This is a genomic window from Sphingomonas sp. SRS2 (assembly GCF_000971055.1).
Taxonomy (GTDB): Bacteria; Pseudomonadota; Alphaproteobacteria; order Sphingomonadales; family Sphingomonadaceae; genus Rhizorhabdus.
The window spans coordinates 15,583-41,274 of record NZ_LARW01000077.1; the positions used below are offsets into that span (position 1 = coordinate 15,583).

Annotated in this window: 27 protein-coding genes, 1 tRNA gene and 1 pseudogene; 19 read left to right on the forward strand and 10 right to left on the reverse strand. The window is 66.7% G+C overall.

The window, feature by feature from the left end:
• The first annotated feature begins 168 nt into the window (after positions 1-168).
• From ruvC to pal, 10 genes and pseudogenes are all read left to right on the forward strand, one after another.
• Complete coding sequence (gene ruvC / locus WP12_RS09155) at positions 169-666, forward strand: crossover junction endodeoxyribonuclease RuvC (protein ID WP_046193411.1); 498 nt, start codon at positions 169-171, stop codon at positions 664-666.
• Entirely contained in the window at positions 663-1,262 is a 600-nt protein-coding gene (gene ruvA / locus WP12_RS09160) for a Holliday junction branch migration protein RuvA (RefSeq protein ID WP_046193412.1), read from the forward strand. The genes ruvC and ruvA overlap by 4 nt, the downstream gene beginning before the upstream one ends.
• A complete protein-coding gene (locus tag WP12_RS09165) occupies positions 1,259-1,657 on the forward strand; it encodes a GFA family protein (protein ID WP_046193413.1) in 399 nt (132 codons plus the stop codon). The genes ruvA and WP12_RS09165 overlap by 4 nt, the downstream gene beginning before the upstream one ends.
• A gap of 42 nt (positions 1,658-1,699) precedes the next feature.
• On the forward strand, positions 1,700-2,731 hold the full coding sequence (gene ruvB / locus WP12_RS09170) for a Holliday junction branch migration DNA helicase RuvB (RefSeq protein ID WP_046193414.1): 1,032 nt from the start codon (positions 1,700-1,702) through the stop codon (positions 2,729-2,731).
• A 173-nt stretch (positions 2,732-2,904) separates the two neighbouring features.
• Positions 2,905-3,348, forward strand: a complete 444-nt coding sequence (gene ybgC / locus WP12_RS09175; RefSeq protein ID WP_046193415.1) for a tol-pal system-associated acyl-CoA thioesterase — start codon at positions 2,905-2,907, stop codon at positions 3,346-3,348.
• Between the two features lie 4 nt (positions 3,349-3,352).
• Positions 3,353-4,051: a protein TolQ gene (gene tolQ, locus WP12_RS09180; protein ID WP_046193513.1), complete on the forward strand. Its 699-nt coding sequence runs from the start codon at positions 3,353-3,355 to the stop codon at positions 4,049-4,051.
• Complete coding sequence (tolR, locus tag WP12_RS09185; RefSeq protein WP_046193416.1) at positions 4,051-4,563, forward strand: protein TolR; 513 nt, start codon at positions 4,051-4,053, stop codon at positions 4,561-4,563. The genes tolQ and tolR overlap by 1 nt, the downstream gene beginning before the upstream one ends.
• Positions 4,563-5,366: a hypothetical protein gene (locus tag WP12_RS09190; RefSeq protein WP_052730287.1), complete on the forward strand. Its 804-nt coding sequence runs from the start codon at positions 4,563-4,565 to the stop codon at positions 5,364-5,366. The genes tolR and WP12_RS09190 overlap by 1 nt, the downstream gene beginning before the upstream one ends.
• Before the next feature lie 120 nt (positions 5,367-5,486).
• A pseudogene (tolB, locus tag WP12_RS09195) lies at positions 5,487-6,758 on the forward strand (Tol-Pal system beta propeller repeat protein TolB); the annotation flags it as partial.
• A gap of 74 nt (positions 6,759-6,832) precedes the next feature.
• Positions 6,833-7,357 carry a peptidoglycan-associated lipoprotein Pal gene (gene pal, locus WP12_RS09200; protein WP_046193419.1) on the forward strand — a complete coding sequence of 175 codons (525 nt, stop codon included), beginning with the start codon at positions 6,833-6,835 and terminating at the stop codon, positions 7,355-7,357.
• A 148-nt stretch (positions 7,358-7,505) separates the two neighbouring features.
• On the opposite strand, the gene WP12_RS09205 is transcribed toward pal, so the two are convergent.
• From WP12_RS09205 to WP12_RS09220, 4 genes are all read right to left on the reverse strand, one after another.
• A complete protein-coding gene (locus tag WP12_RS09205; protein WP_046193420.1) occupies positions 7,506-7,928 on the reverse strand; it encodes a hypothetical protein in 423 nt (140 codons plus the stop codon).
• A 4-nt stretch (positions 7,929-7,932) separates the two neighbouring features.
• Positions 7,933-8,382 (reverse strand): 3'-5' exoribonuclease, encoded by a 450-nt coding sequence (locus WP12_RS09210; RefSeq protein ID WP_046193421.1) that lies wholly within the window; start codon positions 8,380-8,382, stop codon positions 7,933-7,935.
• Between the two features lie 108 nt (positions 8,383-8,490).
• On the reverse strand, positions 8,491-9,339 hold the full coding sequence (locus WP12_RS09215; RefSeq protein ID WP_046193514.1) for a S1/P1 nuclease: 849 nt from the start codon (positions 9,337-9,339) through the stop codon (positions 8,491-8,493).
• A complete protein-coding gene (locus tag WP12_RS09220; protein ID WP_046193422.1) occupies positions 9,339-10,295 on the reverse strand; it encodes an isoaspartyl peptidase/L-asparaginase family protein in 957 nt (318 codons plus the stop codon). The genes WP12_RS09215 and WP12_RS09220 overlap by 1 nt, the downstream gene beginning before the upstream one ends.
• An 85-nt stretch (positions 10,296-10,380) precedes the next feature.
• On the opposite strand from WP12_RS09220, the gene ispG reads away from it, so the two are divergent.
• Genes ispG through WP12_RS09235 form a run of 3 tightly spaced genes read left to right on the forward strand, consistent with a single transcriptional unit; the run spans position 10,381 to position 12,859 of the window.
• Positions 10,381-11,505, forward strand: coding sequence for a flavodoxin-dependent (E)-4-hydroxy-3-methylbut-2-enyl-diphosphate synthase (gene ispG, locus WP12_RS09225; RefSeq protein WP_046193423.1), 1,125 nt, complete (start codon positions 10,381-10,383; stop codon positions 11,503-11,505).
• Positions 11,502-12,383: a DMT family transporter gene (locus WP12_RS09230; protein ID WP_046193424.1), complete on the forward strand. Its 882-nt coding sequence runs from the start codon at positions 11,502-11,504 to the stop codon at positions 12,381-12,383. The genes ispG and WP12_RS09230 overlap by 4 nt, the downstream gene beginning before the upstream one ends.
• Positions 12,380-12,859 (forward strand): GNAT family N-acetyltransferase, encoded by a 480-nt coding sequence (locus tag WP12_RS09235; RefSeq protein WP_046193425.1) that lies wholly within the window; start codon positions 12,380-12,382, stop codon positions 12,857-12,859. Before WP12_RS09230 ends, WP12_RS09235 begins: the two co-directional genes overlap by 4 nt.
• A gap of 21 nt (positions 12,860-12,880) precedes the next feature.
• On the opposite strand, the gene WP12_RS09240 is transcribed toward WP12_RS09235, so the two are convergent.
• Positions 12,881-13,510, reverse strand: coding sequence for a DUF1345 domain-containing protein (locus WP12_RS09240; protein ID WP_046193426.1), 630 nt, complete (start codon positions 13,508-13,510; stop codon positions 12,881-12,883).
• Here WP12_RS09240 and WP12_RS09245 point away from each other — a divergent pair.
• Entirely contained in the window at positions 13,504-13,872 is a 369-nt protein-coding gene (locus WP12_RS09245; RefSeq protein ID WP_235399076.1) for a DMT family transporter, read from the forward strand. The two genes, WP12_RS09240 and WP12_RS09245, sit on opposite strands and share 7 nt — an antisense overlap.
• Before the next feature lie 33 nt (positions 13,873-13,905).
• Here WP12_RS09245 and WP12_RS09250 read toward each other — a convergent pair whose 3' ends face one another.
• Entirely contained in the window at positions 13,906-14,211 is a 306-nt protein-coding gene (locus WP12_RS09250; protein ID WP_046193427.1) for a hypothetical protein, read from the reverse strand.
• Positions 14,212-14,479: 268 nt separating this feature from the next.
• Here WP12_RS09250 and WP12_RS09255 point away from each other — a divergent pair, with 268 nt between their 5' ends.
• The 3 genes from WP12_RS09255 to WP12_RS09265 are packed head-to-tail and all read left to right on the forward strand — an operon-like array spanning position 14,480 to position 19,834.
• Positions 14,480-14,860: a hypothetical protein gene (locus tag WP12_RS09255; RefSeq protein ID WP_200894482.1), complete on the forward strand. Its 381-nt coding sequence runs from the start codon at positions 14,480-14,482 to the stop codon at positions 14,858-14,860.
• Positions 14,861-14,906: 46 nt separating this feature from the next.
• Positions 14,907-16,730 (forward strand): M48 family metalloprotease, encoded by a 1,824-nt coding sequence (locus WP12_RS09260; protein WP_046193429.1) that lies wholly within the window; start codon positions 14,907-14,909, stop codon positions 16,728-16,730.
• Complete coding sequence (locus WP12_RS09265) at positions 16,727-19,834, forward strand: CHAT domain-containing tetratricopeptide repeat protein (RefSeq protein ID WP_084691059.1); 3,108 nt, start codon at positions 16,727-16,729, stop codon at positions 19,832-19,834. Before WP12_RS09260 ends, WP12_RS09265 begins: the two co-directional genes overlap by 4 nt.
• A gap of 16 nt (positions 19,835-19,850) precedes the next feature.
• On the opposite strand, the gene WP12_RS09270 is transcribed toward WP12_RS09265, so the two are convergent.
• Positions 19,851-22,223, reverse strand: a complete 2,373-nt coding sequence (locus WP12_RS09270; RefSeq protein WP_046193430.1) for an FtsK/SpoIIIE family DNA translocase — start codon at positions 22,221-22,223, stop codon at positions 19,851-19,853.
• A gap of 114 nt (positions 22,224-22,337) precedes the next feature.
• Here WP12_RS09270 and WP12_RS09275 point away from each other — a divergent pair, with 114 nt between their 5' ends.
• Positions 22,338-23,558, forward strand: coding sequence for a UbiH/UbiF/VisC/COQ6 family ubiquinone biosynthesis hydroxylase (locus tag WP12_RS09275; RefSeq protein ID WP_046193431.1), 1,221 nt, complete (start codon positions 22,338-22,340; stop codon positions 23,556-23,558).
• A 36-nt stretch (positions 23,559-23,594) separates the two neighbouring features.
• Here the strand turns inward: WP12_RS09275 and WP12_RS24045 are convergent, their stop codons facing one another.
• From WP12_RS24045 to WP12_RS09285, 3 genes are read right to left on the reverse strand one after another with little or no spacing between them, the layout of a single operon-like run.
• Complete coding sequence (locus tag WP12_RS24045; RefSeq protein WP_084691060.1) at positions 23,595-23,768, reverse strand: Trm112 family protein; 174 nt, start codon at positions 23,766-23,768, stop codon at positions 23,595-23,597.
• On the reverse strand, positions 23,765-24,391 hold the full coding sequence (locus tag WP12_RS09280; RefSeq protein WP_046193432.1) for an LON peptidase substrate-binding domain-containing protein: 627 nt from the start codon (positions 24,389-24,391) through the stop codon (positions 23,765-23,767). Before WP12_RS09280 ends, WP12_RS24045 begins: the two co-directional genes overlap by 4 nt.
• A gap of 2 nt (positions 24,392-24,393) precedes the next feature.
• Positions 24,394-25,290, reverse strand: a complete 897-nt coding sequence (locus WP12_RS09285; RefSeq protein WP_046193433.1) for a tetratricopeptide repeat protein — start codon at positions 25,288-25,290, stop codon at positions 24,394-24,396.
• 177 nt (positions 25,291-25,467) lie between these two features.
• Here WP12_RS09285 and WP12_RS09290 point away from each other — a divergent pair.
• A tRNA-Gly gene (locus tag WP12_RS09290) sits at positions 25,468-25,542 on the forward strand.
• The last annotated feature ends 150 nt before the right edge of the window (positions 25,543-25,692 follow it).

Sequence of the window (25,692 nt, forward strand, 5' to 3'; positions counted from 1 at the left end):
GGATCCCACTGCCTTTCGGCGCCCCGTTCCTGACAGGCGATAGGGGAACTGAGATCCCGGCTTTCGCTGGGGTGATGAAAGGGCGTTATTCCCCCGACGCTTTTCGCTTCACAAATCCGGCCACTTGCGCAAAACAGAACATGTTATGAACATGGCTCGCGCGCTCCGATGATATTGATAGGCTTCGATCCTGGCCTCGGCACCACCGGCTGGGGTGTGATCGCGGCTGACGGCAACCGATTGTCGCACATCGCAAATGGTCAGATAAAGACCGAGCCGTCGATGGAACTGGCGCGGCGGCTATCGCTGCTACACGGCGCGCTGGTCGACGTGATCCATCAGCACCAGCCCGATGGCGCGGCGGTCGAGGAGGTTCTTGGCAACAGCAACCCGCAGTCGACGCTGAAGCTCGGTCAGGCGCGCGGCGTCGTGCTGCTGTCGGCGGCCAATGCCGGGCTCCATGTCGGCGAATATCATCCATCGGTGCTCAAGAAAGCGGTGGTCGGGACGGGCGGCGCGGAGAAGAGGCAGGTGCAGGCGATGGTCCAGGTTCTCCTGCCCGGCGTGAAGCTCGCCGGGCCCGACGCGGCGGATGCGCTCGCGGTCGCCATCACCCATGCCCATCATCTCGCCAGCGCGCGCGCGATGCGCCGGGTGGTCGCATGATCGCGCGCTTGCGGGGCGTGCTTGCCGAAAGCACGGCGGATCATGCCGTGCTCGATGTCGGCGGGGTCGGCTATCTGGTCTGGTGTTCGGGCCGTACGCTGTCGGCGATCGGTGAGGTCGGCGGCGATGTGCTGCTGTTCACCGAAATGCAGGTGCGCGAGGACGCGATCACCCTCTACGGCTTCGGATCGTCGGCGGAGCGCGAGACATTCCGCCTGCTGACCAGCGTCCAAGGTGTCGGCGGCCGCGTCGCGCTGTCGATCCTGTCGGTGCTCGACGCCACCGAGCTGTCGCGGGCGATTGCCGGTGGCGACAAGGCGATGGTTGCGCGCGCCAATGGCGTCGGCCCAAAACTCGCGATGCGCATCGTCAACGAATTGAAGGACAAGATGGGTGGTGTCGCCATCGGTCCCGGCCTTGCCCCGGCGACAGCGGCGAAGGGCGGCGCGGCGCACGACGCGCTGTCGGCGCTCGCCAATCTCGGTTTCCGTCCCGCCGAAGCGAGCGCCGCGGTCGGCGCGGCGGTCGAGGAACTGGGCGACGACGCCACGTTGGATGCCGTGGTGCGGCTCGCATTGCGCAAGGCGGCGAAATGATCGGACCCGTCACCGCGCAATGCCACTGTGGTCAGCTGACCGCCACCTGCGAGGGCGATCCGGTGCGCGTGTCGGTGTGCCATTGCCATGATTGCCAGCGACGTTCGGGCAGCGCCTTCTCCGCGCAGATCCGCTTCCCGGTCGACAAGATCGAGATCGGCGGGACGTACCGCAGCTGGATGCGCATCGCTGCCAGCGGCGGCAAGGGCTTCCACCATTTCTGCCCCGACTGCGGATCGACGCTCTTCTACGATGTCGATGCCATGCCGGGCGTTCGCGCGGTCGCGATGGGCGGCTTTGCGGGCACCGACCTGCCTGCGCCATGGTTTTCTGTCTATGAGAACCGCAAGCTGCCCTGGGTCGAGATCGTCGGCGACGGAATCGAGCATGACTGAGATCGACAGCCGCACCCAACCATGGTTAGGCCGGGCGCGACCATGACAGACAGTGATCGCCTGATCGCGGGCAACCGCCGCCCCGAAGATATCGACGCGGCGCTACGGCCGAAATCGCTCGAGGAATTTGTGGGCCAGCAGGCGGCACGCGACAATCTGCGCGTGTTCATCGAAGCGGCCCGCCAGCGTGGCGAACCGCTCGACCATGTCCTGTTCTTCGGGCCGCCGGGGCTCGGCAAGACGACGTTGGCCCAGATCATCGCCAAGGAGATGGGGGCGGGTTTCCGCGCGACGTCGGGGCCGGTGATCGCCAAATCGGGCGATCTCGCCGCATTGCTCACCAATCTCGAGGATGGCGACGTTCTGTTCATCGACGAGATCCACCGGCTCCAGCCTGCGGTCGAGGAGGTCCTCTATCCGGCAATGGAGGATCGCGCGCTCGACCTTATGATCGGTGAGGGACCGTCGGCGCGCAGCGTGCGGATCGATCTGCCGCGCTTCACCCTGGTGGGCGCGACGACGCGGCAGGGGCTGATAACCACCCCGCTTCGGGACCGCTTCGGCATTCCGATTCGCCTGCAATTCTACACGGTCGAGGAACTGGAGAAGGTGGTCAGCCGCGCCGCCCGGCTGCTTGGCCTGCCGATCGCACCCGATGGCGCGGTCGAGATCGCGCGCCGCGCGCGCGGTACGCCCCGCATCGCCGGGAGGCTGCTGCGCCGGGTGCGCGACTTCGCCAATGTGCTCGGCGCGCCGATCGTCGACCGGGCGGTGGCCGATCAGGCGCTGACCCGGCTGGAAGTCGACGCGCTCGGCCTTGATGCGATGGACCGCCGCTATCTCCACATGATCGCCGACATCTATCGCGGCGGCCCGGTCGGCGTGGAGACGCTCGCCGCCGGCCTGTCCGAGCCGCGCGATACGATCGAGGACGTGATCGAGCCCTATATGATCCAGCTCGGCCTGATCGCGCGCACCGCGCGGGGCCGCTGCCTGAACGGCCGCGGCTGGAAGCATCTCGGGCTCAATCCGCCGCCCGAGGCGGGGCAGAACGGACTGTTCGACGCGGTCTGAACAGGCGTTATCCCGGCTCAGGCTGTGATCCCGGCCGCCGGGCCGGATATGAGGTGGCGGGCCTCGCCGGGGTACCCGCCTTCGCCGGGATGACGCTTGAGTGAGACAAGCGCCCGAAAATCCCAACAAAAGGGATTCATTTCGGTCCCCGATCGCTTAGAAAGGCGTTCAGCATGCATGAAACGCCTTATTCCGGCCGCTTCGAAGCGGGTGCGCATCTGTTCGCGCTGCGCGTCTATTTCGAGGATACCGATGCGGGCGGCGTGGTCTACCACGCCAATTATCTGCGCTTCATGGAACGGGCCCGATCCGACATGATGCGGCTGGCCGGGGTCGATCAACGGCGCGCGATGGAGGGCGGGGAGGGCGCCTATGTCGTCGTCGAGGTCGCCATGCGCTACAAGGCGCCGGCGCGGCTCGATGACGATCTCCTCGTCGTCAGCCGGGTCGGCAGGATGAGCGGCGCGATGTGCGCCGTTCATCAGAGAGTCATGCGCGGGGCCGAAACACTGGTCGAGGCCGATATCTCGGTCGCTCTGGTCGGCCCGAACGGCCGGCCGAAGCGCCAGCCCCGCCAGTGGCTGGAAACGTTCGAACGATATAGAGGGACGGAATAAGTTGATGATGCAGGAGGTGGCGGTCGCCGCATCGACATCGGCCATGTCGCCGATCGCGCTGTTTCTTCAGGCGGATATCGTCGTGAAGTCGGTGATGATCGGGTTGCTCGCCGCGAGCATCTGGACCTGGACGATCATCCTGTCGGGCAGCATGGCGCTCAACAAGGCGCTCAAGGCCAGCAAGGCGATCGAAGCCGATTTCTGGAAATCGGAAGATATCGACAAATTCTACGAAGGCCCTGGGCGGCAGGACGTGCCCGCCGCGAAAGTCTTCTCCGCCGGGGTCGCCGAGTGGCGGCGTTCGGTGCGCACCGGCAAGCCGGTCGACCGCGACGGCACCCGCGCGCGGCTTTCCAATGCGATGGCGTCGGCGGCAGGGGCGGAGATTGACCGCCTGTCCGACCGGCTCAATATTCTCGCCACGGTCGGATCGGTCACGCCCTTCGTCGGGTTGTTCGGTACCGTCTGGGGCATCATGCGCAGCTTCACCGATATCGCGGCGTCGCAGAACACCTCGCTCGGCGTCGTCGCACCCGGCATTGCCGAGGCGCTGTTCGCAACCGCGCTGGGCCTGTTCGCCGCGATTCCGGCGGTCATCGCCTATAACCGGCTGCTGCATAAGGTCGGCAAGATCGAGGGCCAGCTCCACCGCTTTGGCGATGCGCTGCACATGACCCTCAGCCGAGAGCTGGAGCGCGCCTGATGGCAATGGGCCCCGTCTCGGGCCGTGGCGGCCGGCGTGCGCCGATGGCGGACATCAACGTCACGCCGCTGGTCGACGTGATGCTGGTGCTGCTGATCATCTTCATGGTCACGGCGCCGCTGCTGCTCGCGGGCGTCCCGGTCGATCTGCCCGAAAGTTCGGCGGGCGCGCTCGATCAGGACAAGAAGCCGGTCCAGTTGTCGATCGACAAGGGCGGAGCGGTGTTCATCGATGACCGCGAGGTGCAGATGTCGGCGCTTCCCGAACAGCTCGCCCAGATCGCCGCCAAGTCGGGCACCGGCAAGGACGGTCCGCAGATCTTCCTGCGCGCCGACCGCGCGCTCGACTATGGCCGCGTAATGGCGGTGATGGGCGCGCTCAATCATGCCGGGCTGAACCGCGTCGCGCTCGTGACGTTGGGCGAGAGCGAAGCGGGCTCCTCGACCGGCGGCGCCCAGAGCGGCGGAGGGCGAATCGACGGGGATGAGGTCCCCGAGCCGGCAGTTCCCTGATGCAGCGGGCGGAGCGCGCGGGGCTTGGTCTGTCGGTGGTGGGCCATGTTGGCCTGCTGGCGATCCTGTCGCTCAACCTGATGAGTGTGCGCGAACTGCCGAAGCTCAGCGAACCGATGGACGTCATGCTCGTCGACAAGGCCGGGCTGATCTCCGCCGCGCCCGAAATGTCGAAGGAAGCGCCCCAGGCCGCCGAGGCTCCCGAGGTCGCGCCGACCGTCGAGGACGCCCCGCCCGATCCCGCGCCGACCCCGCCGCAGCCGCAACCCGCGCCGCCCAACCCTTCCCCGTCGCCCCGCCCGGCAGATAAGCCGGTGCCGCCCCCGCCGAAGACACCACCGGCGAAGCCCGCCCCCGCGTCACCTGCGCCCCCGGCCAAGGCGAAGCCCAAGGCGACATCGCTCGGCACCGATTTCCTGAAAGGGATTCCGGTCGAGAAGTCGACCGGCAAGGCGACCGCGCCGCGTGTGGCTGCGATCAGCCCGATCGCAATGAATGGCCTGTCCGCGCTGATCGCGAGCCAGGTGAAGCCCTGCTACACCATCCCGACCGGCGGCACCGACGCCTTGACCATCATCACCAAGGTGCGGATGCGGCTGAAGAAGGACGGCTCGATCGCGGTCGCGCCCGAAGTCGTCGGCAATACGGGCGTCACCGGCTCCAATCAGGCCTATGTGCAACAGATGAACGAAGCCGCACGTCGCGCCCTGCAACGCTGCGCCCCCTATAAGCTGCCTGCCGAATATTATGAGGGCGGGTGGGAGGATCTGATCTTCAATTTCCGCCCGGCACAGATGGGCTGACCGTACAATATTTGACTTACCCCCCTGCTTTCGGGTCTAACCACGACAACAGGGGCACAGGAGACGAGAATGCGCCTTCCCCTTGCCCTGTCCTTTCTGACCGCGATGCTCGTCCTCGCCGCGCCCGCCCGGGCGCAGCTCGAGGTCGATATCATCGGCGGCATCGCCCAGCCGATGCCGATCGCCATACCCGGCATGGCCACTCCCGCAGTGGCGAACACGCCCGCAGGCGACACCGCGTCGCTGGGCCAGCGGATCGCTGACATCGTCACCAATGACCTTAAAAATAGCGGCTTGTTCAACCCGCTGCCGAAGAGCGCGCTCCAGACGGTCAGCCAATCGCAGACCAACGCGCCCGATTATATGTTCTGGACGCAGAGCGGCGCGCAGGCGCTGGTTCAGGGGTTCGTCCAGCTCAATGGCGACGGCTCGCTGACGGTCGCCTGCTATCTGTTCGATGTCCTCGCCAAGACCGAGCTGACCCGCAACGGCTTCATCGTTCAGCCGGCGCAGTGGCGGCAGGCGGCGCATAAATGCTCGGACATGGTCTACACCCGCCTGACCGGCGAAGGCCCCTATTTCAACAGCCGCGTCGTCTATGTCTCCGAAACCGGTCCCAAGACCAACCGCATCAAGCGGCTGGCGATCATGGACCAGGACGGCGCGAACCACAGGTTCATCACCAACGGCCAGACGATCGTGCTGACCCCGCGCTTCGCGCCGGACCGGCAGAGGCTGGTCTATATGTCCTATACCAACCAGCGGCCGCGCATTTACGTCTATGACGTCGGCTCGGGCAGCCAGCGGCTGGTCGTCGATCAGCCGAACATGACCTTCGCGCCGCGCTTCTCGCCTGATGGCCGCCACATCATCTTCTCGATGGCGGTTGGTGGCAACACGGATCTCTATCGCGTTCCGGCGGGCGGCGGCCGTGCCGAGCGGCTGACGACCTCGCCCGGTATCGACACCGGCGCCAGCTATTCGCCCGACGGATCGAAGATCGTCTTCGAAAGCGACCGATCGGGCGGGCAGCAACTCTATGTGATGAACGCCGACGGCTCGAACCAGAACCGGATCAGCTTCGGCGGCGGCCGCTATGCCACCCCGGTGTGGAGCCCGCGCGGCGACCTGATCGCCTTCACCAAGCTGGGCGGGGGTTTCGCGGTCGGAGTCATGGGCACCGACGGTTCGGGCGAGAAGATCCTGACCAACGGCTGGCAGGACGAGGGGCCGAGCTGGTCGCCCAACGGCCGGGTCATCATGTTCTTCCGCACCGGTCAGGGCTCGGGCAAGGCCGATCTCTGGTCGGTCGATCTGACGGGGGTCAACGAACGTCCGGTCCCGACTCCGCTCGACGGGTCGGACCCGGCTTGGGGGCCGCTGCTGCCGTAAATGGGGATTTTCGGGAGCATATTGGATTAAAATACGTTATCGATCCGTAACCAGTTTGAAGAAGGAGAATCATTATGGCGCATCTGACGATGAGAATCGCTCTGGTGTCCGCACTGGCGCTGAGCGTCGCGGCCTGTAGCAAGAAAAAGGTCGAGGAACTGCCGCCGGCGCCTGCCGCCACGGCGCCCGCCCCGGCCTATGAGCCACCGGCGCCTGCGCCGACCACCACCACGGTCCCCGGCTCACGCGCCGACTTCCTTGAGCAGGCTGGTACCGACACGATCCATTTCGGCACCGATCTCTATGATATTGATGGCGAGAGCCAGGGTATCCTGACGAAGCAGGCGGCGTGGCTGAACAAATTTCCGAACGTCGCTGTGACGATCGAAGGCCATGCCGACGAACGCGGCACCCGCGAGTATAATCTCGCGCTCGGTGATCGCCGCGCCAACGCCGCGAAGAACTTCCTGGTCAACGCCGGCATCTCGGCCTCGCGCCTGTCGGTGATCAGCTATGGCAAGGAACGCCCGGTCGCGACCGGTTCGGATGAGGCCAGCTGGGCCCAGAACCGCCGCGCCGTCACGGTTGTGCCGAACTGAACTCCGATCTCATTCCCCTCCCGCTTGCGGGAGGGGCTTAGAGGTGGGCAAGAAAGGCCGGGGGCTCGGTGCCCTCGGCCTTTCTTTTTGCCTGGTTTGTAAAGGCCCACCTCTCGATCCCCTCCGTAAACGGACAGGAAGGTCAACATCACCGCACGAACCGCAGATCCTTGAAGTCTTCGGGTACATAATCGACGGTCCGCTTGGCATAGCGCACGACGATCTTGTGGACTGCATCATCGAGACCGGCTTCGACGTCGGTGACGATCCCGGCCACACCCTTCATCGTCCGGGTCGAATGATCGTCGACCAGCGTCTCGATGATGTCGCCGCGCTGCGGCGCGCGTTCGGTCAGCAGCGGCCGCGCGCCGAGCCGGGCGAAGACGATACCCGCCATATCGTCGTAATTGCGGGCGATCGTCCTGGCGTCGTCGCCGGGATCGACCTGAACCGCGATGTCGGCGAACAGCATCAGCACCGGACCACCGGTTTCCACGACCGCCTGCATCGCCAGTGCGATCGTCGCCTCGAAGCTGCGGCCCGTGACCGCCGCGATGATCGGCACCGTCATCGCATCAGTCCAGTGCGATAAGATGATCGCGCAGCGCCCGCGCATCGTGGAGCGCGTTGTGCGGCACCTTGCTGTTACGCGCGGTCGAGAAGCCGGGCGTGCGGCGGAATTCGAAGCGCATATGGCGAATGTCGACGATCTCGGTCTCGCCGATCAGCAGCAGGCGACAGAACAGGGCGATATCCTCGGGCCAGTCTGCGATGACCGTCACCTCCGGATCGTTGGCGAGATAGGCGGCGATGTCATGCGCCGCCGCGACCCGGTCTAGCCGGTTATAGAGCATCGGCGGGACGCTCTCGAGATAGGGCACCACATGCTTCTCGACCCAGGGATGATAGGGCCCGTCGATCGGGATCACGACATAATAGTCCTGGTCGCCATCCTCGGGCACGAGGGCGACGCTCATCAATTCGCCGCCGAAGCCGTTGAACTCGGTATCGAGGAAATAGCGCATTCAATTCTGTCCTACTCATCATGCCAGCGCAGGCTGGCATCTCATGAGAGTAGCGGTGCGCTTACCGCCGGAGATGCCAGCCTTCGCTGGCATGATGCAAGGGCTAGATCAGCCCAAAGCCTCGTCGAGCAGTCTCGCCAGGCGCAGCCCGCCGCGCTGCACCTGCAGGCGCAGCACCGGTACGAGCTCGACGATCTTCTCGTTGGTCAGCACCGGGCGCGTCGCGGGCCTGGGGCCGCAGGCGTCGCCGGTCAGCGCCTCATAGGCGGTATGCGCAGCCTGCCAGTTCTCGCGGCTCCAGTCCTCGACCGATCCGTCCGCCATGCCCGCGCGATCGGCGGCGGGAATCCCGGACAGCAGGCCCGCCGGCCCGTCCGGCGGGGTCGAGATCGCCCGATCGGCGAGCAGGCCGTCCCAGATGCTGTGGATATTGCTGTTCGGGCGGAAGCCGTAATCGGCCTTCATGTCGTTGCCGCCGCGATCGTGGCGGTCGCCGGCGTGGAGCGGTTGGTGGAGATCGCCGACGAAGTGGGCAAGAAAGGCGAGCGCCTCCACGCGGACGCGCATCGGCTCGCTGCGATCCTTGAGCAGCCGCGCCATCCGCTCGATCTGGCGCGACACGCAATTGCCGTCCGGGCAGTTCGATTTGATGTCGAACGGCTTGCATATGTCCACATTCTGATAGTGCCAGTTATAGGCATGGCTGTAGCGGTCGCGGTACGGCTTGGTCTTGATGCAGTCGGCCCAGACCGACGCCTGTTCGATCGTCCGCGCCGGGCAGACCGGGGTATCGAGCAGGTCGGACCGGGCCAGCAGCCGCGCAATCGCCCGCTTCGTATCGGGCTTCACCGAAGCCATGGCGATCGTCGCGATCGTCTCATGGCCATATTCCCACCAGGCCGAGGCGGGACTGGAGAGCCCGGCGAGGGCCGCGAGGGCAAGCAACCAGCGCAGCATCATTCGTCTCCGTAGATCGCCACGACCTGAGGCTGGTCGGCGCGCGCCATGCCGCGATACATGCCGCCGCTGTTGAAGCTCCAGCCGCCACGCCCCTCATGGTCGACGCTGATCAGTCCACCGACCCCGCCGATCGCGCCGATCTCCCCGATCACGCCGTCGCCCGCTTCGCCCAGCGCCGCGCCGGCCAGCCGCACCCGCGCCGACAGCTCATGCGCGGCGCCGACACGGATGAAATGCTCGCCCGATCCGGTGCAGGAGGTAGCGGCCCCCCGGTCGTCGGCCCAGGTGCCCGCGCCGATCACCGGCGAATCGCCGATCCGGTTCCAGCGCTTGCCGGTGAGCCCGCCGGTCGAGGTCGCGGCGGCGAGCCGACCCTGCGTGTCGCGCGCGACCGCGCCGACTGTGCCATATTTCAGGTCGGCGTCGAACGTGCCGCCCGCGCGCAGCTCTTCATATTGCCGCCAGCGTTCGTCGGTGTGGAACCAGGCCGGGGCGGCCTGCTCAAGTCCATGTTCGGCGCCGAAGCGGTCCGCGCCCGCCGCGGTCAGCATGACGTGCGGACTCTGCTCCATCACCGCGCGGGCGAGGGCGACGGGGTGCCTGGCCTTGGTCACGGCGCTGACCGCGCCTGCTTCGCGCGTCGTGCCTTCCATGATCGCGGCGTCGAGCTCGTTGATGCCCTCGGCGCTGAACACCGATCCGCGGCCGGCGTTGAAATGCGGATCGTCCTCCAGCACGCGCACCGCGGCCTCGACGGCGTCGAGCGCGCTGCCGTGGCCCGCGAGTATCGATGCGCCGGCATCGAGCGCGGCGGCGATCGCGGCGCGGGCATGGGCGTCGCCCTCCGCGCCGACCTGCTCGCGTTTCAGCTGCCCAGCGCCGCCATGAATGACGAGCGTCCAGCCCTCGGTCGGGCCGGTCCAATGCGATGTGATCTGGCGGGTTTTAGCCATGATGTACCTGAAATGGGGGAGCGTCTTCATATCGACGCCGGGAAGGCCTATACGGGTCCCGACACTTTTCAAAGAGCTTACATAAATGTCCATTCGTCCGTGGCGCGACATCCAGCGCCGCCAATCCCGTCAGATCATGGTCGGCAACGTCGCCGTCGGCGGCGGTGCGCCCGTCACGGTCCAGACGATGACCAACACACCGACCGACGACGTCCGCGCTACGATCGATCAGATCCGCCGCTGCGAAGAGGCGGGGGCGGATATCATCCGCGTTTCGTGCCCCGATGAGGCGTCGACCGCCGCGCTGAAGCAGATCGTCCGCGCCGCCAAGGTGCCGATCGTCGCCGACATCCATTTCCACTATAAGCGCGCGCTGGAAGCCGCCGATGCCGGGGCGGCCTGCCTGCGGATCAACCCGGGCAATATCGGGTCCGAGGCGCGCGTCGCCGAAGTCGTCCGCGCCGCCAAGGCCAATGGCTGCTCGATCCGGATCGGCGTCAATGGCGGCAGCCTGGAAAAAGACCTGCTCGAAAAATATGGCGAGCCTTGTCCCGAAGCGCTGGTCGAAAGCGCGCTCGACCATATCAAGCTGCTTCAGGACGCCGATTTCCACGAATATAAGGTCGCGGTGAAGGCATCCGACATCTTCCTCGCGGTGTCGGCTTATATGCAACTGGCCGAGGCGGTCGATTGCCCGCTGCATCTGGGCATCACCGAGGCGGGCGGGTTGATCGGGGGAACGGTCAAATCGTCGATCGGCATGGGCAATCTGCTATGGGCCGGGATCGGCGACACGATCCGCGTCTCGCTGTCGGCAGAGCCCGAGGAGGAGATCCGGGTCGGCTTCGAGATGCTCAAGGCGCTCGGCATCCGCAACCGCGGCGTCCGGGTAGTTTCCTGCCCGAGTTGCGCGCGCCAGGGCTTCGACGTGATCCGCACCGTCCAGACACTGGAGGAACGGCTGCAGCATATCCGCGTGCCGCTGTCGCTTTCGGTGCTCGGCTGCGTCGTCAACGGCCCCGGCGAAGCGCGCGAGACCGATATCGGCCTGACCGGCGGCGGCGCGGGCAAGCATATGGTCTATCTGTCCGGCGTCACCGATCATACGGTGCAGGACGCCGACATGGTCGAGCACATCGTCAAGCTGGTCGAGGCCAAGGCAGCCGAAATTGAAGCCGCTGAAGCCGCCCAGGCGCAAGCGGCGGAGTGAAGCCCCCCGTCGTGGTCGCCTTCGCGGTCGCCTGTCTCGGTATTGCGCTGTTCGCCTCGATGGATGCTGTGATCAAGGCGCTCAGCCTTGCGATCGGCGCCTATAACGCACTGCTGTGGCGCAGCTTTGCCGGGATCGCGGTGAGCGGCGCGCCCTGGCTGTGGCGACGGACGGCCTGGCCGTCACGCCCGGCGATGAAGTTGCATATCGAACGCGGCGCGGTGTCGGCGGTGATGGCCTTTCTGTTCTTCTGGGGGCTGGAGCGCACCCCGATGGCACAGGCTATCGCGCTGACCTTCATCGCGCCATTGATCGCGCAGGGGCTCGCGGTCCTGTTGCTCAAGGAGCGGATGCAGCGCGGCGCATTGCTCGGCTCGCTCCTGGCGTTCGCGGGCGTGCTGGTGATTCTGGGGGGACAGGCTTCCGCGAAGATGGGCCCGGACGCCTTTTGGGGCGCGATCGCGGTGCTGCTGTCTGCGGTCGCCTATGCCTATAACATCATTCTCATGCGACGGCAGGCGCTGCTGGCCGATCCCTATGAGGTCGCCTTCTTCCAGAGCCTCGTCTTCGCGGTCTGCTTCGCGCTGGTCATGCCGTGGTTCGCCGAACTGCCGTCGCTCGAACATGTACCGATGATCGTCTTCTCGGCGGTGCTTGCCACCCTCTCGCTGGTATTGCTCGGCTGGGCCTATGCCCGCGCCGAGGCGAGCTATCTCGCGCCGGTCGAGTTCACCGCCTTCATCTGGGCCAGCCTGTGGGGATGGCTCTTCTTCAGCGAAGCGATCGGCTTCGCCACGCTGGCCGGGGCGGCGCTGATCGTCGCGGGCTGCTGGTGGGCTGCGCGCCCGCCCGATCTAGAACGGGACATAATTCCATGAATGTGACGATCCGCCGCGCCCGGCCGGGCGACGAGCATGACATCCTCCGGCTGATCCACGCGCTCGCCAGCTATGAGCGCGAGCCCGAGGCGGTGAAGGCGACCCCCGCGGGTCTCGCGGCGCTGCTGTTCGGCGATGCCCCGAAGGTGTTCGCGCATGTCGCCGAAATGGATGGCAAGGTCGTCGGCATATCGGTGTGGTTCTTCAACTTTTCCACCTGGACCGGCCGGCACGGCATCTATCTCGAAGATCTGTTCGTGGACCCCGATGTGCGCGGCGGCGGGGTCGCCCGCGCGCTGTTCAAGGCGCTGGCCGACGAGGCGAAGGCGCATGACGGGGCCCGGATCGACTGGGGCGTGCTCGACTGGAACGACCTCGCCAAGGGTTTCTACCGGCGGATCGGCGCGCGGCATATGGAAGGCTGGGAGCCGTGGCGGCTCGATGGTCAGGCGTTGAAGGCGCTGCAGGAAGAGTGATGCCGGTTCTACCGGGAAGGTTCAACTTCCCAGCACGTTGATCGTAAAGGCCAGCACGCCGATATTGAAGACGAAGGCGGCGAAGCAGTGGAATATCACCACCCGCCGGATCGCCCGGCTTGGGACTTCGACATCCGATGTCTGGAAGGTCATTCCCAGGGTGAAAGCGAAATAGATGAAGTCCCAATAATCGGGCCCTCCATCGCCCGGGAACTCAATCCCGCCGCCATCAGGGCCGTAGAAGAGATGCGCATAATGCAGCGCATAGACCATGTTGCTGAACAGCCAGGCGATGAGCAGCGTCGCGATGATCAGCGCGATCTGCGGCCAATGCAGCGCCGCGCGCTGGGATAGCTCGATCGCGATGGCGACGAGGATCACCGCGCAGACGATGCCGGTGATGCCGAGCAGGGTGGCGCGATTGGCGTCGTTGCGCGCCGCCGACGCGCGGATCGCGTCGGTCGGATGATCCAGCAGCGCGATGCAGGACAGCAGGAAGACTATCGCGCCGGCATCGAAGCCGATCAGGACGGCGCTGGTCCAGCCTGCAGGGCCGAGCGCCGCGCCGAAGCCGATCAGGGCGATGGCGATGAATGCGATGAAGCGGGGCGGTGCGATCCGATGACCGAGGCCGGGCCGGGATGATGTCATGGCTTAGCCTAGCCGCGCATGGCCGGCGGCGCTATGGCGGTCGCATGGCGTGGATATGGTTGATCATCGGCGGGTTATGCGAGGTGGGCTTCACCACCTGCCTTCGCTTCGTCGACGGCTTCCGCAATCTGCCCTGGACGCTCGGTTTCCTGGTTTCGGTCGGCCTGTCGATGGCGCTGCTCGAAGTAGCCAGCCGGTCGATCGCGATGGGCACCGCTTATGCGGTATGGGGCGGAATCGGTGCGATTGGAACGGTGATCGTCGGCATGATCTGGTTCCAGGAACCGTCGACGCCAATCCGCATCGTCCTGATCTTCGCGATCGTCGCCTGCATCGCCGGGTTGAAGCTTACGGCCCACTAAGTCGGGCCTGCACTGGCATGACCGATTATCGAGTCACAACCTCGTCGGCCCCGCTATATTCACCTCGTGCTGGATCAGCTCGACGATCTCGTCGATGACCGGTTCGCACCCCGGAAACTGTCCGAGATAATGCATCGTCCAGTTGCACCCGGTCGGGCTCTCGCTCGCGGTCGGCTTGGGCATCGGCGCGAAGACCTTCTTGTCGCAATCGCGCAGCCGGGCGTCGGCATCGATCATCGCCTGCACGCGAAGCTGGATATCCTCGCCCGATACCAGCGCCCGCTCGACGCTGCCCTGCTGGATGGCGTCGGCGTGCAGTTCCAGTGGTTCGCTACCCATGATTCGTCTCCTCGTGCCAACCAAGCGCCGAGACGGGTATTGGTTCCGACCCCCATGGCGCAGGAATCGCGCGGCGCCGGCGCAGATTCATGCTATGAATCGGGAAGGCAGGGAAAAATCCGACTGTGACGCGCGTAACAGTTTCGGATGCCGATTGCCCCTAAGGTAGCGTCTGGATGAGATCGTCTTGCTTTGAGGGCAACCGGGCCGCGCTTCGCTCCGTAGAGGAAGCAGGGCCCAAACAGGGGAATGACGTATGAGCGCTCGGATGTCGCGTCTTGTCATTATGGTTGCGCTTGCCGCAGCAGCGGCGACGCCCGTGGCGGTCCAGGCCGCCGATGCGCCGTCGATTCAGGCCTATAAGCGCGATCCGCTGCCGGTCTATGACGATGCGGGCGCAAAGCTGCGCGACGTGCCGGTCGCCTCGATGCCGGCGGCGGGATCGCCGGGCGCGCGCGTTATCCGCGCCAAGACCGGCTTCGTCGGGGTCCAGCTTGACGGCAAGCTCGCCTGGCTGCGGCTGTCGACGGTCGATTATGTCGGCGATCTCGCCGCGATTACCTGCAACGCCAACGCGATGAGTTTCGCGAAGATGGAGGAAGATGGGCTTCAGCAGTCGCTGGGGCTCGGCTGCGGCGGGGGCAAATAGCGCCGCAAATTGGGCCAACTGGGGGGCAAACAGGAGGCTTTTTGACATGCGATACAGTGTTATCCTGGCCGCGATGACGGTCGCACTCGGTGCTGCTCCGATGCTTGACGCCGCACCGAAGAAGAAACGGGCGGCGACCCCGGCGAGGATTGCCGCGCCCGCCGAACCCGCGATCGCGATGCTTCCCGATGCGCCCTATGTCGCGTTGACCGGTTGCCCGGCGCCTGCGGCCGGTGCGCTCGTGGCGGCCAGGAAGATCGACAAGAAGGCGCGCGGGAAATTCTCGATCGAGAAGGCGCCCTATATTTCGACGCTCGATCCCGGAGACCTGTGCGTCAACAACCACAAGATGCGCACCGGGGCGGGCGATGCCGCCGGGGCGATGGGCCTGTCGGGGCAGGTGATGAACACACGCTCGGCGCGGATGGACCTGATGGCGGTGCCGGCGCTCGAACTCGAATTGCGGCCGGTGCTTGAATCCTTCGCCAGGGCCTGGCCCTATGCGCCGCTGGAGCGAACGCCGCGCATCCTGTTCCGCGCCGACGAGGCCTATCAGGCGCAGGCATTGCCCGACAACACCATCATCGTGTCGATGGGGCTGCTCGAAGCGGCGCAATCGGACTCCGAGGTGCTGTTCGTCCTCGCGCATGAATATGCCCATCTCCTGCTCGGCCATTTCACGAAGGCCGAGACGATCGCTGGCGCGAAGGGCGCGACCCAGGCGGTGTCGTTCGCCTGGCAGGCGGGCAGCGCGTTCAACGCGATGAAGAAGAGCGGCGGCGGCGCGAACATGCTGACCAGCGCGCAGAGCGGCATGGACGCCGGCGCGCGCAGGTCTGCGCCGATTGCCGAGGCGCTGCGCTTCGCGGTCGACGATATCTTCGCGCCATCGTGGAATCGGGACCAGGAGAATCAGGCCGACGCACTCGCGATCGACCTGCTGGTGCGCAGCAACGTCACGATTGATAGCTATGCCAATGTCTTCGCGCGGCTGCAGAAGGCGTTCGAGACCGAAAAAGCCTCGCGCGACAAGCGCAAGGTCGCCGCCAATGCCGTTCAGGCGAGCTTCGCCGAGTCGATGAAGGGCTTCGCCACCAGCAGCGTCACCGCCGCGAGCTTCACCGGCGGCGCGGGAATGCAGGGCTTCGGCTCGGGCCTGCTCAAGACCGCGGGCGGCGCGTTGCTCAACAATATGGGCAACATCACCAAATCGCTGGGCGGCGACACCCATCTGCCGCCCGAGGAGCGCCGCAAGGGCCTCGCCGCCTATTTCCAGGCGGGCTATCCGACCGCCGACCCGCCGATCGATACCGGCGCGCTGGTCGGCAGGATAAAAAGCAAAGCCGACTATGGCCGTACTATCGCCACCCGCAACGCCTATCTCAGGGCGCGGAGCAGCTATTTCGCGCAGGATTATGCCGGAGCAACCGCGCAGCTGCGCGCGATCGGCGCGGGCGGCCGCGCCGCACCGGTATTCGTCAACTATGTGGCGGGACTGGCGGCGCGCGACCAGGGCAATATCCCGATGGCGGCGGGCTTCTTCGATGCGGGACGCGGCAGCCCGGTGCAGAATCTCCAACTCTACGAAACCTATACCGAAATGGAACTGGGCGCGGGCGACTTGAAGGACGGCGACAGGCTGATCTCCGAAGGCAAGGCGCGCTTCCGCGATCCCGACCATTTCAAGAGCATCGAGATCAAGCGTGGCATCGTGGCGGGCGACATGGCCAGCGCTCAATCGATCTATACGGCGTGCATGAGCGTGAAAGGCCGCGACTATATCACCGAGCGGTGCAAGGCGGCGATGCCGCAGGCGGCCCAACAGCAACAGGCCAATCCGCTGGGCTTCAAACTGCCGTTCGGCGGATGAGCCGATTGATCGTCGCCCCGGCGGAGGCCGGGGCCGCCACGCTCTCGGGACAATGTTGCGATGCTGCTCGTAGGGGTCCCGGCCTCCGCCGGGGCGACGTAATCGGTTGGTTCCTGGCGTGCCTGATTGTTAGCGCCAGTCCGACGCATGCCGCCGGATCCGATGACCGCCTCGCCCGGATCGAAGCCGAAATCCAGTCGGCCACCGCCGCGCGGCGCTGGGGCGATGCCGTCGCGCTCGGGCGTGAGGCGCTGGCGATCGAGGAAGCGGCCAAGGGCGCGGATCACCCCGAAGTCGGCGGCACGCTGTCGCTGATCGCCGGCTGGCTGGTCGAGCAGGGCAAGCCCGCCGAGGCGACTCCGCTGTATCGCCGGTCGCTTGCCATCTTTACCGCCAGCCTCGGGCCGGATCACGAACTGGCCGAGCAGGCGGCGTCGAACCTGGCCGCCAATCTCCAGGTGCTAGGCGGCTATGACGAAGCCGAAGCACTTTACCGCGCCGCACTCGCTCGCGCGCTGACGAAGGCGGAGGCGAAACGCCCGGCGGCGCTCGCCTATAATAATCTCGCCTATGCGCTAGGCCGGCAGGGGCGCTTCACCGAGGCACGCGACCTTTATGCGAGAGCACTGACAATCGCGCTGAACTGGGATCCCGAGGATCTCGACCTTGCGCTGATCGAAAGCAATGTCGCCGCCAATCTCGACGCTCTTGGCCGCCCGCTCGAAGCCGAGCCGCTCTACCGCCAGGCGCTCGCCGTGCGCATCGCCGAGTTGGGCCCGAACGACCCTGCGGTTGCGACCAGCTACAATAATCTCGGCTTCAACCTCGACGGACAGGGCCGCTATGCCGATGCCGCACCGGCCTATGCGCGCGCATTGAAAATCCGCCGCGCGATCGATCCGGACGGGCTCACCGTCGCGACCAGCTACAATAATGCTGCGCACAATCTTAACCGGCAGGGAGACTATGCGGCGGCCGGGCCGCTCTACCGCCAGGCGCTCGGCATCTGGCGCGGGGTCTATGGCGATCGTCATCCCATCACCGCGATCGGGCTGTCCAATGTCGCGGTCAATCTCGAGCGGCAGGGCAAGGCCGGCGAGGCTGAGCCGTTGTTCGCCGAGGCGTTGGCGATCCGCACCGCCGCCCTGCGCGCGGGCCATCCCGATATCGCGACTGCGCAGCTCCGGCTGGGCCACAATCTCGTCATGCTGCGGCGGTTCGACCGCGCGCTGCCGCTCTATGATCAGGCGGTGACGGCGCGGCGCGCGGCCTTCGGGCCGGATCATCCCGCGCTGGCCGAAGCGCTGACCGGTCAGGCCGAACTGTTCCTTGCGCTTGGCCGCACCGGCGATGCGGTAAAGGCGGCGCGCGAGGCTGCCGAGATCGTCCGCCGTCGCCGGTTGGGCGGGATCGGTGAGAGCCGAAATGGCGATGCCGCGCAGCAGGCGGGTGGTGGCGCAGCCAGCGACGCGAGCCGGTTCGACCCGCTTTCCGGCGCATTCGCGGTCTTGATCGGCGCGAATTGGGCGCATGCCGCCGTCGCGCCCAAAGAGGCCGCCATGTTGCGTGCCGAGGCGTTCCTCGCCGCGCAGGATCTGTCGGTTTCGGCGGCGGCGCGCAGCATGGCGCGCACCGCCGCGCGCACCGCTGCGGGCGAAGGGCCGCTCGGTGATCTTGTCCGCCGCCAGCAGGCGCTGTCCGATCGCGCCGTCGAACTCGATGCGCTTTTGCTGCGCCAATTGCTGCGCGGCGATATCGACAGGATCGCCGCCACCCGCGCCAGGCTCGATGCCACCGCCAAAGATCTGGTGGCCGCCGATCGGGCGCTTGCCACGGCTTTCCCCGACTATAGTCGCTTGATCGGAACGGCCGGCCTTTCGCTGCGCGATGCGCAGGCCCGACTGGGGGGCGATGCCGGCCTTTTAATGATCCTTCCGGCGGGCGGCGATCTCTACAGCTTCGCGGTCGGGCCGAAGTCGATCGCCTGGTCGCGGCAGGCGGGCGGCGCGGCGGGAGCCGCGACAGCGGTGCGGGAGCTGCGCTGCCAGGTCGATCCCAAAAGCTGCGGCGACCGCTCGGCCGAATGGCCCGCCTTCGATCGCGCGCTGGGCTACACGCTCTACCGGGACCTTATCGCCCCGGTCGAACCGGCGTTGAAGCGAGCGAGCGCGCTGTTCGTCGTGACCAGTGGCGCTCTTGCCGAATTGCCACTGAGCCTGTTGCCGACAGCGTCGTCCGAAGGCTCCTGGTTCGGCGACCGCTATGCGATCACGGTGCTGCCGGCCGTTTCGGTGCTGCGCGCAAAGGCGGGAAGCGTGGCGCAGGCGACAGATCGGGAGGAGGCATTCGTCGGCTATGGCGCGCCGCTGTTCCTCGGCGCGGCGAGCAGCGAGCGCAAGCTCGACGATTTTCTCAGAATTCCCCAGCCGGTCGACCGCGCCGGAATCGGCCTTGCGGATGCGTCGGCGTTGCGTGAGCTTAGCCCACTGCCGGGTACCGAGATCGAGCTGAAGGCCATGGCGGCGACCCTGCGCGCGCCGGCCGGACGGCTCCACCTCGGCCCCGCGGCGACCGAGACCTCGGTGCGCAGCGATCCGGCCCTGGCGGGTGCACGCATCATCGCCTTTGCCACCCACGGCATATTGCCGGGCGAGATCGGCGGCCTGCGCGAGCCGGGTCTGGCCTTCACCCCGCCTGCGCAGGTCTCGCGTGAGGATGACGGGCTACTCGCCGCGTCGGAGGTGGCCGGTATGCGGCTGTCGGCGGACTGGGTGATCCTGTCGGCCTGCAACACGGCCTCGGCCGACGGCACGCCGGGGGCGGACAGCCTGTCGAGCCTTGGCCGGGCCTTCCTCTATGCGGGGGCCGGGGCGCTGCTCGCGAGCCGCTGGCGGGTCGCCGACGATCCGACAGCCGCGCTGACCGTCGAGACGCTCGCCGCGCGGCAAACGGGGCTGAGCCGGGCGGCGGCGCTGCAACGCGCGACGATCGTCGTGCGCACCGGGCGGCGGCCGGACGGCAGCGCGCTACCCGGCTGGCAGGCGACCTGGGCCCACCCGGCTGCCTGGGCGCCCTTTACCGTAATCGGCAGCGACGACCGTTAGATTTCAGCGGAGACCTCTAGCTCAGGAAACGCCCGAGATCGGCCACGTCGATCATGACCTCGCGGCGGCCAACATGATCGGGGGCCGAGACGATCCCGTCCTTTTCCAGCCGCTCGATCAGCCGCGCCGCCGAATTATAGCCGACCCGCAATTGCCGCTGGAGCCAGCTGGTCGATGCCTTGCGGTTCTCGACCACCAGCTGAATCGCACGGCGATAGGTCTGGGTCTCGGGATCGTCGGGACCGGACGGGCCGCCCTCCATCGCGAAGCCGCCATCCTCGGGCTCCTCGGTGACGGCGTTGATGTAATCGGGCGTACCCTGGCCGCGCCAATGGTCGGCGACCGCGCGAACTTCGTCGTCCGACACGAACGGGCCGTGGACGCGGATGATCTGCTTGCCGCCGGGCATGTAGAGCATGTCGCCCTTGCCCAGCAGCTGTTCGGCGCCCTGCTCGCCGAGGATGGTGCGGCTGTCGATCTTGCTCGTGACCTGGAAGCTGATCCGGGTCGGCAGGTTCGCCTTGATCACGCCGGTGATGACGTCGACCGAGGGCCGCTGCGTCGCCATGATCAGGTGAATGCCCGCCGCGCGCGCCTTTTGCGCAAGCCGCTGGATCAGGAATTCGACCTCCTTGCCGGCGGTCATCATCAAGTCGGCGAGCTCGTCGACGATCACCACGATCTGCGGCAGCGGCTCAAATTCGAGCTTCTCCTCCTCATAGATCGGCTGGCCGGTATCTGCGTCATAGCCGGTCTGGACGCGGCGGCCGAGCGGCTGGCCCTTCGTCTTGGCGGCGCGCACCTTCTCGTTGAAGCTGGCGAGGCCGCGCACGCCGACCGAGGACATCATCCGGTAGCGGTCTTCCATCTGCTCGACCGCCCATTTGAGCGCGCGGACCGCCTTGGGCGGATCGGTGACGACTGGGGAGAGAAGATGCGGAATGTCGTCATAGATGCTCAATTCGAGCATCTTGGGATCGATCATGATCATCCGGCACTGGTCAGGCGTCAGCCGGTAGAGCAGCGACAGGATCATCGAGTTGAGACCGACCGACTTGCCCGATCCGGTGGTGCCCGCGACGAGAAGGTGGGGCATCGGGGCGAGATCGGCGATCACCGGATCGCCGCCGATATTCTTGCCGAGGACGAGGCCGAGACCGGCGATATCCTCGAAGGCGTCGCTCGCGATCAGTTCGGACAGCGACACCGATTCGCGCTTGGCGTTGGGGAGCTCGATGCCGATCACGGTGCGCCCCGGGATCACCGCGATGCGCGCCGACATGGCGGACATATTGCGCGCGATATCGTCGGCCAGCGCGATCACCCGGCTCGCCTTGATTCCGGCATTGGGTTCCAGCTCGTACATGGTGACGACCGGGCCGGGGCGGATCTCGACGATGCGGCCCTTGACGTTGAAATCGTCGAGCACGGTTTCGAGCAGGCGGGCGTTGCGTTCCAGCGCGGCCTTGTCGATCACCTTGTTGCCGGTAGGCGCGGGCGGGGCGAGCAGCGAGATGCTGGGCAGCTTATAGGTGTCACCCAGCGCGAGGCTGCTCTGCCGTTCGCGCGCGGCGACCTTGGGGGACGGAGCGGCGGCCTTCTTGCGGTCGGCGATGACGGGCGGCGGCGCCTGAGCTGCGCCCTCCTCGATCGGCGCGTGGCGCGGTGGCCGGGGGGGCACGGGGACGCGATCGATCGTGTCGATGTCGGTCTCGTCGATATCATCGTCGATGTCGAACGGCTCGGCGGGCTGTCGCGCATAGGCGCCCCGCCGCAGCAGCCAGTCGCGCTCGTCGGCGAGCAGGCCGAGGCCCCAGACCCAGAAGGAGAGCCCGACGATCGCGAGCAGCGCCGCCGAACCGAGGCGAATGCCGTTGGCGAGCATGGGATCGGCTAGCTGGTCGAGCCCGATCGTGATCAGCGCCGCCCCGCCAAGGCCGAGGCTGCCGCCGAAGCCCGCGGGCAGCCCCGCGACCGATCCGCCCCGGAACAGAGCGAGGCCGATCCCGATCAGCAGCACCGCGAACAACGCGACCGCGGATGAGCGGCCCCAGCGGCCCACGGGGTGGCCGCGCCACAGCCGCAGGCCCCAGACCAGACCGAGCGGCAGCATGATCGCGATGCCCGGGCCGAACAGGCTGAGCGCTATATCGGCTATCCATGCGCCCGGCGGCCCAAAGATATTCTGTGGCGGCCCGCCCGCGGCGGTGTTCAGCGCGGGATCGGTGACATGATAGCTGGCAAGGACGAAGCCGAGCGCAATCGTCGCGCCGATCAGGGCGAGCGCGGCGAGGATCGATCCGGCGCGCCGGCCGAGTCCGGCCATGGCCCCGCGCCAGCCGCCTGGCTGCGCGTCCTGCCCGCCGATGACGATGCTGCGACTTGCCATATCGATATGCCTTGAGATTCCCGCTTCGTTCCAGAATCCCACAGCGGGGAGTCGCGGTCAAGCGACGGACGAATCGGGCTACCGCAAGCCGGCTCGCACGCCTAAGAGAAGCCCATGGATCGGCACGACGTCATCATTCTCGGCGGCGGATTGGTCGGGCTCACGCTCGGCATCGCGCTCGCCCGGCATCACATCAGCACGGTCGTGATCGATCCCGCCGATCCCGACAAGATGCTCGCGGCCGGCTTCGATGGCCGCGCCTCGGCGGTCGCCAGCGCGCCATGGCGGATGCTCGAGGCGATCGGCGTCGGCGAGCGGCTGGCGGGCAAGGGCTGCCCGATCGCGACGATCAGGGTGCAGGACGGGCTGAGCCCCGAAAGCCTGATGTTCGAGCCCTCCGCCGAGGACGGCGCGCTTGGTCATATGTTCGAGAATCGCGATCTGCGCCGCGCGCTGGACGAGACCGCGCGGGCCGCCGAAGGGCTAACCCTGCTGCGCCCCGCGCGCCCGGTCGACGTCGAGCGCGACCTCGATGGCGTGCGGGTGACGCTCGACGATGGCCGTACCGTCGCCGGATCGCTGCTGATCGGCGCGGAGGGCCGTCAGTCGCCGACCCGCGAGGCGGCGGGGATCACCGTCGCGCGCTGGAGTTACGATCATGTCGCGATGATCGCCTCGATCGCGCACGAAAAGCCGCATGGCGGCGTCGCCTATGAGATTTTCTATCCGACCGGCCCCTTCGCGATCCTGCCGCTGATCGATGGAGCGGAAGGCGAGCACCGCTCGGCGCTGGTCTGGACGGTCGACAAGAAACATGGCCCTGCGATGCTGGCCCTGCCCGACCGCGCCTATCAGGCCGAGGCCGAGAAGCGCATGGGCGGGATGCTGGGCGCGGTGCGTCTCCTCTCGCCGCGCTCATCCTATCCGCTCGGCTTTCACCATGCCGCGCGGATCACCGATACCCGCCTTGCGCTGGTCGGCGACGCCGCGCACGGCATCCACCCGATCGCGGGGCAGGGGGTCAATCTCGGCTATCGCGACGTCGCCGCACTCACCGAAGTGCTGGTCGAGGGGATGCGCCTCGGCCTCGATCCCGGCGATGCGCAACTGCTCGCGCGCTATCAGCGCTGGCGCAGCCTCGACAGCTTCATGGTCGCAGCCTCCACCGACGGGCTGACCCGCCTGTTCGGCATTCCCGGCCGTCCCGCGCGCGCGATCCGCCGCTTCGGGCTTGGCGCGGTGCAGCGGCTCGGGCCGCTGAAGGGGCGCTTCATGGCCGAAGCACGCGGCGAGACGGGGAAACTGCCCCGGCTACTGCAAGGGCAGGCGATCTAGGCACATCCGTCATCGCGATTTGCCCTGGCACGACGATCAGGTGGTCAGCCGCCGCGCCTCTTCGACCAGCATCACCGGCACGCCGTCGCGCACCTGGAACGCCAGACCCGCTGCCTCGGACACCAATTCCCCCGCCGCTTCGTCATAACGCAGCGGCGTGCGGGTCACCGGGCAGACGAGTATCGCGAGCAATTCCGGATCGAGGCTCATTGAAGCGTCGCGGGTTCGTCGTCGCCGCGGCGAAAGAAGCCGAGGAATTGGGCGAGCAGGTCGGCGCGTTCCATCAGCGTCACCGCTTCAAGCAGCGCCTGCTTCGCCGCCGCGTCGAAGGGCGCGATCGACGCGATGGCGTTGACCAGCGTCTCGTCGTCGAGGCGGCTCACCCCGGTCCAGTCAACCGCTACGCCGCGGCTGTCGGCGAAGCGCCGCGCCTCGCGCTCGATCTCGGCGCGGACGACGCTGGGCAGCGCATCAGGCGCCTCGGCATCGGCGAAGTCGGAGATGTCGGCTTCGATCTGGCGGAAGGGCGTCGTCACCACCAGTTCACGTAGCACGCGGAAGCGATTGATGCCGTCGAGGACGATGTTGAAACGGCCGTCGTCGAGCCGCTCGACCTCGCGGATATGGCCGATGCAGCCGACGTCGAACAAGGGCGGCGGCTCACCCTCGCCGCGCGGCTGGATCATCGATATCCGCCGGTCGCGCGCGAGCGCATCCTCGACCAGCGCACGATAGCGCGGCTCGAAGATGTGCAACGGCAGTTGGGCGCGCGGAAACAGCAATGCGCCGGCCAGCGGGAAGATCGACAAGCGCTGCGCCGTGGTCTGGCCCATGATCAGGTGAAGAGAATTGCGGAGAGGCGGCGGCGCTGGTCGCGCACCCAGCCGTCTTCGAGGCCGACGACTTCGAACAGCTTGAGCAGCCGCGCCCGCGCCGCGCCTTCGTTCCACTCACGGTCGCGGGCGATGATTTCGAGCAGATGGTCCGCCGCGCCGTCGCGGTCGTCGGCGGCCATGAGCCCGCCCGCAAGCTCGTAGCGTGTCTCGTGATCGTCGGGATTGGCGTCGACTTTGGCGCGCAGCGGCCCGAGATCGTCGACCGGCTGCGCCTCACGGGCGAGCGCCACCGCGGCCTGCGCGCGCGCGATCGGCGCTTCCTTCGCCTTTTCGGCCGGTACTTCGGCCAGCAGCGCATCGGCCTCGTCAAGCTGCCCCGCGCGGACCAGCGTCCGCGCCAGCCCGGAGACAACTTCGACATCCTCCGGCGCCATCTCTATGAGCTGGCCGAAGACGGACGCCGCGCGTTCGACATCGCCGGCTTCAAGCGCCTCCTCGCCCATCGCGATCAGCGGGGCGATATCCTCGTGCAGCTTGTCGGCCTCACCCTGGATCGGCAGTTGCCGCAGGATCTGGTCGAGCATCTGCTTGAGCTGGCTCTCGGTGCGCGCGGGGGTAAGATCGGCGACGAGCTGGCCCTGGAACAAGGCATAGACGGTAGGGATCGACTGGACGCGGAACTGCGCCGCGATCATCTTCTGTTCGTCGACATTGATTTTGGCGAGGATGACGCCCTGATCGGCATAGTCGGCGGCAACCTTTTCCAGCACCGGGGTCAGCGCCTTGCACGGCCCGCACCATTCGGCCCAGAAGTCGAGGATGACGAGCGAGGTCATCGACGGCTCGACCACGTCGCGGCGGAACGCCTCGACCGCTTCCTTCTCCGCCGCGCTCATCCCCAAAGTCGCCACCTATGATTCTCCTGAAGGCTGGTTTCGCGCTCCTTATGTGGGAGCCCGCCCGCATATGCCAAGTCCCACGACATTTATGTAGATTCAGGCTTGCGGAGGGGACACCCCCAAGCTAATAGCCGCGCCTCGACCGCAGGGATGCCCCTGCGGACCGACGCCAGAGCGGGCGTAGCTCAGGGGTAGAGCACAACCTTGCCAAGGTTGGGGTCGAGGGTTCGAATCCCTTCGCCCGCTCCAGTTTCTTTCATTTAATATAGTGACTTAGGAACTGGAGCGCCGCTATCGGTGCGTGACCTTCAAGTGCTGGTTGTCACATGGTTGCCAACGGGACAATCACCCAGCGCAGGTTAGCGCAATTCTGGTCGAATTTTCTGATACATGGTTCGA